Genomic DNA, 15089 nt, shown 5'->3' with positions numbered 1-15089 from the left:
GCTAAATTTATGAACTCTGCGCCATGCCCGTACTTTGCGTAAATTCTTGAATTATACGCTACGGGCGATAAAATCCACCGCGGCTAACTTTTCTAAAATCGCAAAATCAGCGAACAAATTTACGCCTTGCTTGTCTTTATATGTCGCAGCCGAAACGTTAAAATTTTAAAATTTAATGGCGCGCCGTTTCCTGCCATAGCGTCACGGCGCACCACTATGGCAACCGATACAAAATTCTGCCGCGGCGCATGGCTAGATACTGTGCAGATCCCAAGCTAAAACGTTATCTAGCGCCCGACTCTTAAAATTTGGACGCAAGCTCGCGGTAGAATTTAAAATTAACGTAGCACCGGTAAATTTCATCGCGCTAGCACTAAAATACAATGCGAAATCGCGAGCAAAATTTCAAAATACGCACGATGCTTTGGAGCTTTAAATTTTAAAGAATAAGCCAAATTAGCGCAAAATTCTTACTATTTGAGCGGAATTTCGGTAAAATTACGTTCAAAATACGCGAAATGAGGGGAGCTATGAAAAAAGAGGAAAAAGAGGGCGCCGTAAGATTTAGCATTTCGCTGCCGACGAAGCTTTTTGAGGATCTCGATGAGATGGTGCGCGCCAAGCAGTACCTAAGCCGCAGCGAGTTTATCCGCGATCTGATCCGCGAAAAGATGGTCGAGGGCGTACTTCACGGAGATGGCGAGGATGACTGCGTGGGCGTGCTTTGCATCGCTTACGATCATCACCAAAGCGATCTGATCGAGCAGCTCGTAGAGATCGAGCACCACGCAAACGTCACCATCGTCAGTACCAGCCACTTCCACATCGACGAGCGCCACTGCTTCGAGGAGATCACGATGCGGGATAAAATTTCAAAGATCGAGCGGCTCAGCGCCAAAATCGGCGCGCTAAAAGGGGTGAAATTTTCCAAGCTCGTAAAGGCGGTCATCACCGAAGCGTAGGGCTTTTGCGCATTTTTAAGAACAGCGCGTCGTGCTAAATTTTCGCGTTTCTATTCGTGCGCTTTTAAAATTTAAACGCAGGCTGCGCGACTTTTACGAGTTGCGAAGAGCGATTTGCGATCAACACAGCGGTTACATTAGGCGACAGCAAAGTTTGTTTAAATTTACGCGGCGAGCGCGAAATTTTATAAATTTTAATCAAAAAGTGCTCTTGCCGCGGGTCTAAATTTACGCACTGGCGCGAGATCGGCGTAGCTCGCGACTAAATTTTATAAAGCGCCGCTTTCGTGCCGTACTTATAAAGCCGAATCCGAGCAAATCGGTATGAAAACGACCGCCGCGTTGATGTTCGCCACGCTGTAGTACGCGCGAGATTGTAGAGCGCCGGTAAAATCAGCTCGCAAGCCCTGAATTTCGCGCCCCTATCTACGGCGATCTTTAGTTTATTTTGAGCCGTTACGAGCTGCGAGGTCTAAATTTGCAGAGCGCGGCTCTGCAATCTGCGAGCAGGCGATTAAATTTAAAGCAGCGCTTACTCGCGAGCTTTAAAATTTTGCGGCGAGCTTTCGCAAACAACGCATGAAATTTAGATAAAACCGAAGCGTATAAATTTCAAGCGCTGTTAAATTTCATAAAATTTCGCGTCTTGATATAAAATTTATCAAATTTACGCCATTTAAAGCAAAAACGTGGTATTTTACGCGCAAAATTTATTATCCAAGGAGAAAAAATGTGTAAAGATTGCGGCTGTTCCATCGGCCACACTCACGAAGCGGGCGCCCATTCGCACGCAGATATGACACACGAGCATGTCCACACCCACGCGGACGGCACCGTCCACTCCCACGCTCATATGCACGAGGCGGGGATTGATCATGAGCACGACGCGCACGATCACATCCACGCAAATGTCGCTATTAGCGACACCAAGACGATCGAGGTGATGAGTAAAATTTTAAGCGCCAACGACGAGGAGGCCGCTCACAACAGAGCCCATTTTGACGAGGATAAAATTTTATGCTTAAATTTGATGAGTAGCCCCGGTAGCGGTAAAACGACGCTACTTGAGGCCACTATCAAAAGCGGCAAATTTAAAATCGGCGTCATCGAGGGCGACCTGGAAACTAACCGCGACGCCGATCGCATCATAAAAGCGGGCGCGCAGGCCCATCAGATCAGCACCGGCGAGACTTGCCATCTGGACGCCTTTATGGTTCACGAGGGGCTTCATCACATCGATACTAAAAATTTGGATCTGGTTTTCATAGAAAACGTCGGAAACCTCGTCTGTCCGGCGGCATTTGACGTGGGCGCGCACCTGAACGTGGTGCTTCTAAGCGTGCCCGAGGGCAGCGATAAGATCGCAAAATACCCGGTAATATTTCGTCGCGCAGACTGTGTCGTAATCACTAAAACCGCGCTGCTACCGCATTTTGACTTCGATATACAGGAGGTAGTGCGCGAGGTACACAAACTTAATCCGAAAGCCGACGTCATCGCTCTTGATAGTAAAAGCGGCGAGGGCGTGGAGAAATGGCTGAAATTCCTACAATACAAGAAGGAATTTCGTTAATGTGCCTTTCAATCCCTTCAAAAATCATCTCGATCGACGAAAATAATTTCGCGACCGTGGAGACTCTGGGCGTGCGCCGCGGCGTGAGCTTGGATCTGCTCCCCGAGCCCGCGGCGGTCGGGGAGTACGTGCTGATCCACGTTGGTTTTGCGATGGAGAAGATCAATACGCAGCGAGCGAAGGAGAGTATCGAAATTTACGAGCAGATCGCAAAGCAGATGAGGGCGGAAGAGAGCTTGGTGTATGAAAGCATAGAACCGCGAGCGGGCACAGAGAATTAAAGCGACTTGCAAACCCGTAAAATTTAAGGTAAATAATGGATCTAATCAAGGATTTTAGGGATAAGGAGCTGATTTTAGCGCTTAGCAAGCTGATAATTTCCAAAAGCAAAAGGCCGCTAAACATCATGGAGATTTGCGGCGGACACACGCACTCGATCATGAAATTCGGCCTTCCGAGCCTGGTCGGCAAAAATATCAAATTTATCCACGGCCCCGGCTGTCCGGTGTGCGTGATGCCGCGCAGTCGCATCGACGAGGCGATCAAGCTCGCCGCAATGCCGCAGAGTATTTTTTGCACTCTAGCAGACATGCTTCGAGTTCCTGGCTCTCGCACGAGCTTACAGAAGCTGCGCAGCGAGGGGCACGACATCAGAGCGCTTTATAGCCCGCTTGATTGCATAAAGATCGCGCAGGAAAATCCGCAAAAAACGGTGATATTTTTTGCGATCGGCTTTGAGACGACGACGCCGATGAGTGCCGTGCTGATCAATAAAGCGCTAGGCTTGGGGCTAAAAAATCTCTTTTTTCACATCAATCACGTCACGGTGCCCGCGCCCGTGCGAGCGATATTAGACGATGCCGACGTGCAGATCGATGCGTTTTTGGGGCCTAGCCACGTAAGCGTGATCACCGGCGCGAAGGCCTACGAAAGTATCGCGCGCGATTATAAAAAGCCGATCGCCGTAAGCGGATTTGAGCCGCTTGACATAATGGCGGGCGTGCTAAATTTGGTGGAGCAGCAAAACGCCGGCACCCACGAGGTTTTCAACGAATACGAGCGCGTCGTAAAAGAGGGCGGCAACCAAAAAGCGCAAAATTTAATAGATAAATATTTTGAAATTTGCGATTTTCCGTGGCGAGGGCTCGGCGAAATTCCAAAAAGCGGCATGAAGTTGCGCCCGCAGTACGCGGCACTGGATGCCAGGGTGCAGTTTGATTGCAGCGTACAGAGCGCTCCTGAGAGCAAGGCCTGTATCTGCGGCGAAATTTTGCGCGGCAAAAAAAGTCCCTATGATTGCAAGGTTTTCGGCAAGCACTGCACGCCTCAAAACCCGATAGGATCGTGCATGGTCTCAAGCGAAGGGGCGTGCGCGGCGTACTATAAATATGGCGACGTCAAAAACGTGGGCTAAATTTTGCGCGCGGTATTCGACTAGCAGAGCGTAAATTTTAAAAACAAGTCGTACTTTAAAATTTTAACCGAAACAAAAAACGTCGCGCTAAAAATTTACTTTGAAATTTTACGCGGCGCCATAGCGGCACGGCTTGTTCGGCTGCGAAATACGGGCTTTAAATTTTAAAAACGAGCGAAAAGGAAAAATTTGAACGAAACTATACTTTTAAGCCACGGCGGCGGCGGCGAGGAGATGAATAGGCTCATCAACGAGACGATCTTTGCAGCGTTTGATAATGAAATTTTACGCGCGAACAACGACAGCGCGATACTAAATTTAGACGCCAGGACGGGTTTTGACCGTACGGCGCCGAGTTCTGCTTTGAATTTGGCGGCTAGTTTCGGCGGCGAGCTAGCTTTCAGCACCGATAGTTTCGTGGTCACGCCGCTGTTTTTTAATGGCGGCGACATCGGCAAGATCGCCGTTTGCGGCACCGTCAACGACCTTGCGATGGTGGGCGCCAAGCCGCTGTTTTTAAGCTGCGCACTCATCATCGAGGAGGGGCTTAGCCTAAGCGAGCTGCGACGCATCCTAGACTCGATGGCAAGCACCGCGCAAAGCTGCGGCGTTCGCATCGTTTGCGGCGACACGAAGGTCGTGCCGCGCGGCAAATGCGATAAAATTTTCATCAACACTAGCGGCATCGGCCGTGTTTTGCGACCTGCGCGCGTGCAAAACATCAAAGCGGGCGCAAAAATTCTACTTAGCGGCGACATCGGACGGCACGGGGCGGTGATACTCGCGGCACGCGACGAGATCGCGCTAAGCAGCGAGCTGCAAAGCGACTGCAAACCGCTTTGCGCTGCGGTAGAAAAGCTGATCTCGCAAGGCGTGAAGATCCAAGCGATGCGAGATGCGACGCGCGGCGGGCTCAGCGCGGTTTTGAACGAATTCGCAAGCTCCAGCGGGCTTGAATTTTTAGTGCGCGAAGAGGATATCAAAATCGGCGACGAAGTAGTGGGTGTGTGCGAACTGTTGGGCTTTGAGCCATACGAGCTTGCAAACGAAGGCACGTTTGTAGCGATCGTAGAAGATGACGCCGAAGCGGATAGGGCGCTTGAGATACTGCGCGAATTTGACGCAAACGCCGCAATCATCGGCGAGGTGCGCGAAGTAGGGCACGACAGAGGCGAATTTGAGGGCTCTTTGACGTCAAAGCTTAGCGCGCAGGGCGAATTTACGGGCACAAGCGATACGGACGTGGCGTCAGAAAATAGGGCGGGGCAATTTCAAACTTCGCATGCGACAAAAGGACGAGTAATTTTACAAAACGCCTACGGCTCGCAGCGATTTTTAGAGCTTCCAAAGGGCGAGCTGCTGCCGAGGATTTGTTAAATTTGCGTGCAAATTCGGCAAATTTGAGCTTAAATTTCAGACGTATTTTTAAATTTACAACAAAATTTCGCATACAATACGGCACGGCCGTAAAATTTAGAGGAAAAAATGCATGAACTATCGATCGTAGCGGATCTTGTGGCGCTATGTGAAAAGGCGCTAAACGCTGAAAAAGCAAAGAAAAAAGGCGCGGCCGAGCAGAGCGACAAAAATCGCTGCGACATCGCAAATACCGCCAATGAAAATACGGATTTCGCAAATACCGACATAGGCACCGAGAATGCCGAAAATACGGGCGTTGCAGATACGAACCCAAACGACAAAAACGGCGATTTTTATAAAAATTTAGATACGAAACCACAGGCGTCTTACGATGCATTTGGTTCGAAAAGTCCACAGATAAGGGAGCTGCACGTAAAAATAGGGCGACTAAGCGGCGTGGAAGCGCATTATTTGCAAAACTGCTATGAAGTCTTTCGCGCAGGCACCGTCTGCGAAAATGCGGATCTCATCATCCACACCCAAGAAATCGTCGTAAAATGCAAAAACTGCGGTTTTAGCGGAGATTTGACGCAGAACGACTTTTCTTGCCCGCACTGCAAAAGCTCCGAAATCAGCGTAATCGACGGCGAGGATATGTATCTAATGCGCCTGGTTATTGAATAAAAGAGGGCCTTTTCTGGGCGCAAAACTTTCCATATTTTAAATTTAACTCCTTGCTATAAGCAAAATTTTATTTCTGCCCAATTTAGATATTTATCTCCTATTTCATTCTTGCAAAAACATATCTCGTCCTGTTGATTTCATTTGAAGTCACTTCAAATTATCAAATGTAGAATAGATTTATATAAAAATTCTTCTAATAAAAACCATTAATAAAAACACCAAATGCGTCAAAAATACATGAAATTATTCATATAATTATACGTTAATTTCATATTAAATTTTTACTTGAAAATTATAGTTTTCAATATAAAATATCTAAGATTATGGGGATCGCAGTGTCTTTCATCATTGTTTGTCACATATATAAGTTTATCGATTTGTCAATGCGAGTTTTCTATATGGTTTGTTGATTAACCAATCCACTTGTTGCATTGAAATTTTAAAACTACTTTTATTATGCGATCTGTTTTGCGTCCGCCCGCAGATTGTTAAATTTGCCCTTTGAGAGCTACGGCCTTTATGACAAATCTACAAATCTGCACGGATTAAATTTCTTGTTAAACTCCGCATGCGCCCTCCCCTCTGCGCGGCTTTTTGAGCTATCAACAAGCAGGAATTTATTTGATCGCCACACCTTTTTTATGCGCGCTGTATTTAATCTCTGCACTACACGTCCTTTAAAAACCGGCGTCTAAATGTCGCAAAATTCTAAAATCGACGCGAAATTTTAAAATTCAGCAACGCGGGCGGTTCTAAATTTATCTAAATTTCAAACCCCGCAAGTATAATCCGCCATAAAATTTTAAAAATCCAAAGGCAAAAAATGAAACGCAACACTTTAGACGTCATAAAATTTCGCGGCATAACCTCTAGGGTTTTATCGATCTGCTGCTACCTGATCATTTGGGCTTGTTGCGAGTTTTTGCACGATATTACGATGAGAGGATTTTTCGCCGCCGCAGCCGCAATCGTCGCCGTGATTTTTACTTCGATGATTTTCAAGCTCTCTGCGACCAAAATGATCTCTGATATCTCCGATAGTAAGGTCTTTAGGGCGTATTTAATTAACTTTATCGCCCGAGTGCTTTGGACTATCGTATTTATTTCGCCTTTACCATACTCTATGAATAATAATATTGTGAGCTTGGAGACTCTAGATTATACCTTACACGAGCAAGGCGGTTCTTTCGTGGAGGCATTCTATTGCATTTTAGCGGCTATGGCTATAGGACTTAATCACTCTATGGAGATTAAAGATACGCAATTTGTTACCATTTGGTATGTAACGATTACAGCGTTTAAGATTATCGGCACCATAGCACCGGCAATAGTATATTGCTACTTAGGAGAAGCCACTAAGAGTAAAATTTTTTATGCTTACGCGTGGTTATATTTTATATGTTTAGTGCTTGTAGAAATCATCAATTCGTTTATTAAACTGCCAGAAATGAGTAGTGCAACTACAGCGTACATGGTACTTGCGGTAATCCTTTTATCTGAAATTTTAGAACTTATCGCTTGGATTAGAATTAAAGGAATTTCGGGCGCGGAGCTTTGGAATAAAAATTTATGGACGCCGCCAGCAAAATAGATCATTAAAAATATAGCTTGAATCGCATACACAGGTCATAAAATTTTAAAATTCAGCGACGCGAAATCCCATATTGTCTATGATCTCTTTCAGCGCCATGGTGCTCATGTGCGTATCGTCGGAAAAATATACGTCCTTTACGCCGCTTTTTATTAGCCTGTTTAAAATTTCTTTAGTGTCTACAAATACATATCGCTTATTCTCTCCTCGAAGCAGTTCAAAAAAGCGGCTCTTTCCATATTTCTTATTCAAAATATGGTCGTAATACAGATCATATTTATCCACCATCGGCATAAAATATAGTTTTATGCCAGATCTGTCTAAAAGCCCCTGCACTTCATTTAAATTTCTATTTAGCGCTGCGATATTTTCGGCATTTGATTTATCTAATCCATATAGATCTTCGTAATAAAATAATAGTCCACTTTGATCTTTGGAGGTAAAAAAATCTCCATCCAGCTTAAGATAATACACTTTTGATAAAAAGGCATGATCGTTAAACCGGTAAGCTATACGATATAAAACACTATTGTAGTTTAATGTATTTATAAAAAATGGCTTTGGAGTTTGGAGATACGATGGAGCACGTTTTTGAGCTATTAAATTTGATCTTTCATTTTTAAATTTATCCAAATCGAATGCAAATCTATCCACCGCTCGTCTTTCGATGGATTCCAGTATGATGTATTTTGGCTTTAATTTTTCTAATAGATCGGAATTTATGAGCGAAAATAGCGTCTTGTAATAGTTTTCGTTTATTATAGGAATATTTAAAACCGTAAGGTTCTTATCGCTTTGGATATAGTCCTGATAATACGGGTTTAGTCCGCCCCCGCCGCCGTTAGAAAAACTATCGCCTATGGTTATTACATCTACCTGTCTCATTTGAAAATCCGAATCCAAAATATCATGAGTTCTAGGTAGGGTTACTTCGGTTTTTCTGGGAAAATACGAGTTTATCTTATACGATAATCTGCCAAGGTCGCCTATCATCATACCGTCGTTTCTATCAAAAATCTCTTTCGTTATGCAAAACCACATTAGCGTGTGATATGCAATGAAACAGATGAGTATTAAAAATAGAAATTTAAGTTTAGTTTTGTAACTCACTCTATCTCCTAAAAATTAAAATATAAAAATTCCGATACGGTGTTTAAATTTGATAAAGCCGTAAGAAGCAAAAATGCAACTGCTGCTATATAAAATTTCTCCACTTTACGCGAGTGGACTAGCTCCATAGAATTCTTGCAACATAGAATTAAGATAAATCCCACTAATAGCCATATTATGCTATCGCGTCTGCCTCCGATATGAATCAGGTATCCTCCGAATTCTACGTTAAAATGCTGCAAAAATTTAAAAATATGTCTGAGCGGATCCGGCAACACCACACCACTCATTCCGCACATTCCTTTTAATACTTTTATCGCATCGCTCCAATCTTTAGCTCTAAAAAACACCCAGGCAATATTTACGAAGTTAAAGGTTATAAACCAAGCTAGAACTTTATTCATTCTAAAGCCTAAATTATGCCAAAACCTATGAATCATGAGTGCCAATCCGTGTAAAAATCCCCAAAATATAAAAGTCCAGCCCGCCCCATGCCAAATGCCGCCTATTATAAAGGTGAGCATTAAATTTAAATATGTCCTCGCCCTACCCTTGCGGTTACCGCCCAGCGGTATATAAACATAATCGCGTAAAAACCTACTTAGCGTAATATGCCATCTGCGCCAGAAGTCTTGTATGTCGCTAGCCTTATACGGCGAATTAAAATTTATTGGAAGTTTGATATTAAAAAGAAGTGCTGCTCCGATTGCCATATCACAATACCCGCTAAAATCGAAATAAAGCTGAAAAGTATATGAGAGGCTGGTCGCCCATGCCTCTATTAGCGATAAAATTTCAGCTTTATCGAAGCCATTGCTCGCCCAAACGGCAAAGGTATCGGCGATGAGAACTTTTTTAAATAAACCCAAAGAAAATATAAAAAGCCCAAGAGCAATATTTTTATAATTTAGCACTTTATTTTTAAGATCACCAAACTGCGGCATAACCTCCTTGTGATGGACGATTGGACCCGCTATGAGCTGCGGGAAAAATGTAACAAATAGACAATAATTTAAAAAATTATATTCTTTAGTGCCCCCTCCGTTATATGAATCTACGAGGTATGCGATCTGCTGAAACGTAAAAAACGAAATTGCAAGCGGAAGAAGTAAATTTAAACTATGAATGTGCAGATTAAAGGCAAAATTTAAATTATCGATCAAGAAATCCGAGTACTTAAAATATCCAAGTAACGCTAAATTTGCAGCTATTGCGACAATCAAGATCGCCTTTTTTGAAATTTTTGCATCACTTTTATTTAGCTCCATTCCGAAACAATAATTAAATATCATCGAACATAAGATTATAGGCAGATACGCGATGTTCCACCAAGCGTAAAAAAATAGCGATGAAGCGACTAAAAACCCCTTTGACAGCTCGCTTAAACGTCTTTTATTTAGGAAAAAATATATAAAAAATGTTATTGGTAAAAATGCAAATATAAATTCATATGAGTTAAAAAGCATCTATTCTCCAAATCCGTTATAAACTTCATATTCGCATACTCGCCTGCGATCTAAACGCCGATAGATAAGCTATAAATCGGCTGCTTTGCATAAGATATACCGCATAAAGGTAAAAAATGAAAGTATGAATTATAGTGCAATCCGCATAAGTTTAGACTTAATTATGATGAATAATTCTATAAAATTTAAAACCAGATTAAAATTCCGAATTCAAGGAAAAGTGCTACCTTTAAATTTTTAATTTTTCAAAATTTGCGCTCTAGTTTGCTTCTATAAAATTTTACTTCCGCCCTACTTTAAAATTTCATCTTTTACCTAAAATTTATCATTAAAAATCTATAATATTTCAAAGTATATTTTCTAAACGCAGCCGTCTAAAAAGCACGTACAATCGGGCGTATTAAAAAGTATATAATCTAAATTAAAGGATATAAAATGAGTAAGCCTCACTCTTTTGCGCTGGCTCTTGCGCTGTGCGCGAGTTCGCTTTTTGCAGATCGTATTATAACTGACCAACTAGGCCGCGACGTCACGCTACCTGACGAAGTTAAACGCATAGTCGTACTTCAGCACCAAAGCCTAAACGCGCTAAATGAGCTAAACGCGCTAGATAAGGTCGTCGGCGTGCAGGAGTTGTGGGAAAAGTCGCTCGGCAAAAACTACATCCGCCTAGCGCCGAGCCTAAAAGATATACCGACCCCGGGCGATCTAAAGGTCATCAACTACGAAGCGGTGCTTTGCTAAAGCCGGGCGTCGTGATAGTCACAAATACATCCCGCAAGAATACATCGACAAAATGACGGAGCTCAAAATCCCCGTCGTCGCCGTTAGCTTTCAGCGCAGCGACGCCGCCGATAAGGGCAAGCTAAATCCGACCTTCAAAGACGACGAGGCCGCCTACACCGAGGGCTTTTACGACGGGATCGAGCTTCTTGGCAAGGTCGCAAACCGCGAAAAAGAGGCCGCCGAGCTCATAGGCTTCGTAAAAACCTCGCAAGAGCAGCTAAAAGCTAAATTTAGCGACTTCATCGTCGATAAAAGGCCTAAAATTTACATAGCAAATCCAGACCTCACGACCTACGGCAGCGGCAAATACACGGGCATAATGTTTATGCGAGCCGGCGCGCAAAACGTCGCAGCAGAGAGCATCAAAGGCTACAAGCAGGTATTTGCCGAACAAGTTTTAGCGTGGGCGCCGCAGATGATCTTCGTGCAGGATCGCTACCCGCAGGTGCCCGCCGAGCTCAAATCCAACCCGCAGCTTGCAAATTTAAGCGCGGTCAAAGAGGATAAAATTTACATGATGCCCGAATACGCCAAAGCATGGGGCTATCCGACTGCCGAAGCCATGGCGCTTGGCGAGTGGTGGCTAGCGATGAAGCTCTATCCGAAGCACTTTGACGAGGCGGAATTTAACAAAAAAGTAGAGGAATTTTATCAAAAATTCTACCGCACGAGCTATAAATGAAATTTTCCGCCCTACTGCTGCTCTGGGTCCTGCTGTTCGCGGTTTCGCTTGGCATCGGGCAGTATCCGGTTGGCCTAGAGGAGAAGGGCAAAAATTTTTACTAGCAAAATTCTGCGTAAAATCACAAAATTCTGCCCTACGAAAGCATCTGAAATCCCCCACGACAAAATCAAAATTTATATAAAAATTTATCTAGATTTTATGCCGATCGGCTATAATTCAGCTATTCTAATCCCGCATATTTTGCGGAATTTTCAAGGAGAAAAAATGCTTAAACTTCACTCAATCCTTCTTGGTGCAGCGCTTTGCGCTAGCCTGGCTTTTGCAGATCGCACGATTACCGATCAGCTCGGTCGCAAGGTCACGATCCCGGATCAAGTAAATCGTATCGTCGTGCTACACCACGAAGCGCTCAATGTCTTAAACGAAATCAACGCCCAAGATAAGGTCGTAGGCATCCTAAAAAGCTGGGAGCAGCGCCTAGGCAAAGAGTATAATCGTTTGGCACCGAGTTTTAAAAACCTACCTAATCCAGGCGATATCAAAGATGTCAATTACGAAGCTCTGCTTAGTCTAAAGCCCGATGCGGTCGTAGTGGTCAACTACTTCCCTAAAGAATATATCGCTAAAATGGAGGAGTTAAAAATCCCAGTCGTAGGCATTTCGTTTTTTAGCTCTGCACAAGAGGAAAAAGCTAAGCTAAATCCGACCTTTAAAGATGAGCGCGATAGCTTCGCTGCTTACGATGAGGGCTTTTACGAGGGGGTTAAAATTCTAGGCGAACTAAGCAATCACGAAAAGGATGCCGCTGAACTAATAAATTTCGTTAAAAAATCGCAAGCTGATTTAAATGCCAAATTTAGTAATTTTATCGTAGATAAAAGACCTAGAGTTTATATGGCAAATCCTGATCTTACGACCTACGGTAGCGGCAAATATACTGGCGTAATGTTAGCAAGAGCGGGTGCGACGAACGTCGCCGCTGCAGATATAAAGGGATACAAACAGGTTTCGCCGGAGCAAATTTTAGCATGGAATCCGCAGATTATCTTAGTGCAAAACCGCTATCCTCAAGTACCTGCCGAACTTAAGGCAAACCCTGCGCTAAAAGGTCTTAGCGCCGTGAAAGAGGATAGAATTTATCTAATGCCCGAATTCGTTAAAGCATGGGGTCATCCGACTGCCGAAGCAATGGCGCTTGGTGAGGAATGGCTTGCGATGAAACTTTATCCGCAAAATTTTAAGGACGCAAACTTTGATAAAAAAGTAGAGGAATTCTACGAGAAATTTTACCGCGTCAAATATCAAAAATAATGCTAAACGTAATCCTGCTTCTTTTTTGGGTAGTGCTGGCGCTAATCTCGCTCGCTAGTGGGCAGTTTCATATACCGTTAGAAGAAATTTTTAAAATTCTCTTTAGCGGAGGCGGCGATGAAGCCGCCAAAAGTGTGATGCTGGATGTTAGAATTCCGCGCATTCTACTCTCCAGCCTTTGCGGTGGAGCGCTTGCTATCGCGGGTTTGAGCTTACAGGCGGTATTTAAAAACCCGCTCGTTGGCCCGCACATCGTAGGCGTTAGCACCGCAGCGGCATTCGGCGGCGCGCTTTGTATCTTGCTAGGATTGAGCGGTTTATGGCTTGCGGGGTTTGCATTTTGCTTCGGACTTGCGGCACTATTTTTACTCTATCTTTTGGCAAAATTCGTAGCACGCGCTGATATTTTCTCACTCATTTTAGCAGGTATAGTCATTAACGGCGTATTTGCCGCACTTACGAGCTTGGTGCAGTATCTAGCAGACGATGAGGAAGTGCTGCCTAATATCGTCTTTTGGCTACTGGGAAGCTTCGTAAGCGCAGGATACGATAAAGTAATTTTGATGTGCGCGATCGCCCTGCCCGCTTCTGCAGTCTTAATCGCGCTGAGATGGCGGTTTAATCTACTCAGCCTAAATGATGATGATTTGCGCGTGCTAGGCGTGGATGTTAAGTTTCTGCGCTGCACGATCCTAGCGCTTTGCACCGCTCTGATCGCCGTACAAGTTAGCGTCAGCGGAAATATCGGCTGGGTAGGTCTTGTGGTGCCACACGCCACCAGGCTCATCGCGGGCAGCGACCACGTGAAGTTAATGCCTGCCTGCTTCATCGCAGGAGCGATCTTTATGCTGGCAATCGACGATCTATCTCGCTCGCTAAGTAGCGCCGAAATTCCTTTAGGAATTCTATCCGCTCTCATCGGAAGCCCGATCTTTGCCCTACTTCTAAAAAGGAGCGCCAAAAATGCAAAATCTAATTGAGGTAAAAAACGCTGGCTTTTATTACGAGGCGGAAAAATTCTGCTTTCGCAACTTAAGCTTCGAGCTTGCCAGCTCTCAAACATTAGCGATTTTGGGCTTAAACGGGCAAGGCAAAAGTACGCTAATGTCGTGTATGATGGGGATTTTGCAGCCTAAAGAAGGCGAGATCGTGCGCAAGGCAAAATTTGCTTTCTTGCCTCAAAGCTTTAACGTCGCGTTTGATTACAGCGTGCTTGACATCGTACTGATGGGGCGAGTACGTGATATCTCCCTCTTTTCAAAACCAGGCAAAAAGGATATTCAAATCTGCCTTGACGCTCTGGATACGCTAGGCGTCGCCCATCTGCAAAAGCGCAGCTTTAACGCCCTTAGCGGCGGGCAGAGGCAGCTCGTGCTCTTTGCTAGAGCCCTAGCTAGCGGTAGCGACGTGCTGTTTTTGGACGAGCCCGCTAGCGCGCTTGATATCAAAAACCAAGACCGCGTGCTAAGCCTCATCGCAAATCTACGCTCAAATAGCGATGCGAGCATAGTTTTTACCACCCATCAGCCTAACCACGCCCTAGCTGTCGCCGATCGCACACTGATCTTGCGAAATGATCTTAGCTACAATTACGGCGCAAGCAACAAAATTTTAACTGAAGCCGCGCTTAGCTCGCTCTACGGCGTACAGATCAAAACGGCGGAATTTGACATTGCAGGCGAGCAGGTCCCCAGCATCACGCAAATTTTCAGCGCGCAGGTGAAGTAGCGGCGCGACAAAGCAACTCATCAATCGGCGCGAAATTTTAAATCGTGGGATTTTGTCTTGAGCGAAATTTAAATCGCAGAATTTTGTCTTGAAATGCCGTCTTGAAATTCTGATTAAAATTTTATATCGAGGTTTTGCCATAGAATTCCAGTCTAAATTCCATAGTGAAATTTTACCGCGGAATTCCGAGTAGAAATCTTCATAGCGGAATTCTACCTGCGGCTTGCCGGTTTGCAAAACATGCGATGAAAGTATGCCACGCTTGAGATCTGAAATTCCGCCGCGGAATTCTACCCCGCAAATCCATAGGTGAATTCCGTTTTAAAATCTCGCGACGGAATTTTATGCTCGCTTCGGTGGAATTCCGAAATTCCGCAGTATGCAAGCTTGCCGCAACGAAATTTAAAAATTTTAAATTTA

14 protein-coding genes are annotated in these 15089 nt (G+C 44.4%); 12 read left to right on the top strand and 2 right to left on the bottom strand.

Translation table 11 applies throughout. The features are described from left to right. Window positions 1–530: 530 nt before the first annotated feature. The 7 genes from nikR to Q0135_RS03490 all read left to right on the top strand — a co-directional run bounded on the left by nikR (window position 531) and on the right by Q0135_RS03490 (window position 7583). Window positions 531–962 (top strand): nickel-responsive transcriptional regulator NikR, encoded by a 432-nt coding sequence (gene nikR / locus Q0135_RS03520; RefSeq protein ID WP_297988291.1) that lies wholly within the window; start codon window positions 531–533, stop codon window positions 960–962. A 730-nt stretch (window positions 963–1692) separates the two neighbouring features. Beyond that, window positions 1693–2535: a hydrogenase nickel incorporation protein HypB gene (gene hypB / locus Q0135_RS03515; protein WP_297988288.1), complete on the top strand. Its 843-nt coding sequence runs from the start codon at window positions 1693–1695 to the stop codon at window positions 2533–2535. Beyond that, complete coding sequence (locus tag Q0135_RS03510; protein WP_297988285.1) at window positions 2535–2816, top strand: HypC/HybG/HupF family hydrogenase formation chaperone; 282 nt, start codon at window positions 2535–2537, stop codon at window positions 2814–2816. The genes hypB and Q0135_RS03510 overlap by 1 nt, the downstream gene beginning before the upstream one ends. A 35-nt stretch (window positions 2817–2851) precedes the next feature. Continuing rightward, window positions 2852–3949: a hydrogenase formation protein HypD gene (gene hypD, locus Q0135_RS03505; RefSeq protein WP_297988282.1), complete on the top strand. Its 1098-nt coding sequence runs from the start codon at window positions 2852–2854 to the stop codon at window positions 3947–3949. A 189-nt stretch (window positions 3950–4138) separates the two neighbouring features. Beyond that, window positions 4139–5326, top strand: a complete 1188-nt coding sequence (gene hypE / locus Q0135_RS03500; RefSeq protein WP_297988280.1) for a hydrogenase expression/formation protein HypE — start codon at window positions 4139–4141, stop codon at window positions 5324–5326. A gap of 108 nt (window positions 5327–5434) precedes the next feature. Beyond that, window positions 5435–5992 (top strand): hydrogenase maturation nickel metallochaperone HypA, encoded by a 558-nt coding sequence (locus tag Q0135_RS03495; protein WP_297988278.1) that lies wholly within the window; start codon window positions 5435–5437, stop codon window positions 5990–5992. A gap of 823 nt (window positions 5993–6815) precedes the next feature. Then, complete coding sequence (locus tag Q0135_RS03490; RefSeq protein WP_297988276.1) at window positions 6816–7583, top strand: hypothetical protein; 768 nt, start codon at window positions 6816–6818, stop codon at window positions 7581–7583. A 45-nt stretch (window positions 7584–7628) separates the two neighbouring features. Here Q0135_RS03490 and Q0135_RS03485 read toward each other — a convergent pair whose 3' ends face one another. Beyond that, window positions 7629–8693: a hypothetical protein gene (locus tag Q0135_RS03485; protein WP_297988273.1), complete on the bottom strand. Its 1065-nt coding sequence runs from the start codon at window positions 8691–8693 to the stop codon at window positions 7629–7631. Window positions 8694–8701: 8 nt separating this feature from the next. Next, window positions 8702–10159, bottom strand: a complete 1458-nt coding sequence (locus tag Q0135_RS03480; RefSeq protein ID WP_297988271.1) for an MBOAT family protein — start codon at window positions 10157–10159, stop codon at window positions 8702–8704. 435 nt (window positions 10160–10594) lie between these two features. Between Q0135_RS03480 and Q0135_RS03475 the strand changes: the two genes are divergently transcribed. The 5 genes from Q0135_RS03475 to Q0135_RS03455 all read left to right on the top strand — a co-directional run bounded on the left by Q0135_RS03475 (window position 10595) and on the right by Q0135_RS03455 (window position 14669). Beyond that, the gene (locus Q0135_RS03475) at window positions 10595–10903 is read left to right on the top strand and encodes a hypothetical protein (RefSeq protein WP_297988268.1); all 309 of its coding nucleotides are present in this window, start codon (window positions 10595–10597) and stop codon (window positions 10901–10903) included. Between the two features lie 52 nt (window positions 10904–10955). Further along, window positions 10956–11627 (top strand): ABC transporter substrate-binding protein, encoded by a 672-nt coding sequence (locus tag Q0135_RS03470; RefSeq protein ID WP_297988265.1) that lies wholly within the window; start codon window positions 10956–10958, stop codon window positions 11625–11627. 267 nt (window positions 11628–11894) lie between these two features. Continuing rightward, window positions 11895–12941 carry an ABC transporter substrate-binding protein gene (locus tag Q0135_RS03465; RefSeq protein WP_297988263.1) on the top strand — a complete coding sequence of 349 codons (1047 nt, stop codon included), beginning with the start codon at window positions 11895–11897 and terminating at the stop codon, window positions 12939–12941. Then, window positions 12941–13921, top strand: coding sequence for an iron ABC transporter permease (locus Q0135_RS03460; RefSeq protein WP_002951064.1), 981 nt, complete (start codon window positions 12941–12943; stop codon window positions 13919–13921). Before Q0135_RS03465 ends, Q0135_RS03460 begins: the two co-directional genes overlap by 1 nt. Beyond that, window positions 13905–14669, top strand: a complete 765-nt coding sequence (locus tag Q0135_RS03455; RefSeq protein ID WP_297988260.1) for an ABC transporter ATP-binding protein — start codon at window positions 13905–13907, stop codon at window positions 14667–14669. The genes Q0135_RS03460 and Q0135_RS03455 overlap by 17 nt, the downstream gene beginning before the upstream one ends. The last annotated feature ends 420 nt before the right edge of the window (window positions 14670–15089 follow it).

The organism is uncultured Campylobacter sp., assembly GCF_937981295.1.
GTDB lineage: Bacteria > Campylobacterota > Campylobacteria > Campylobacterales > Campylobacteraceae > Campylobacter_B.
Note: the sequence above shows the minus strand (reverse complement) of the source record. Positions and strands in the feature narration are given on the sequence as shown.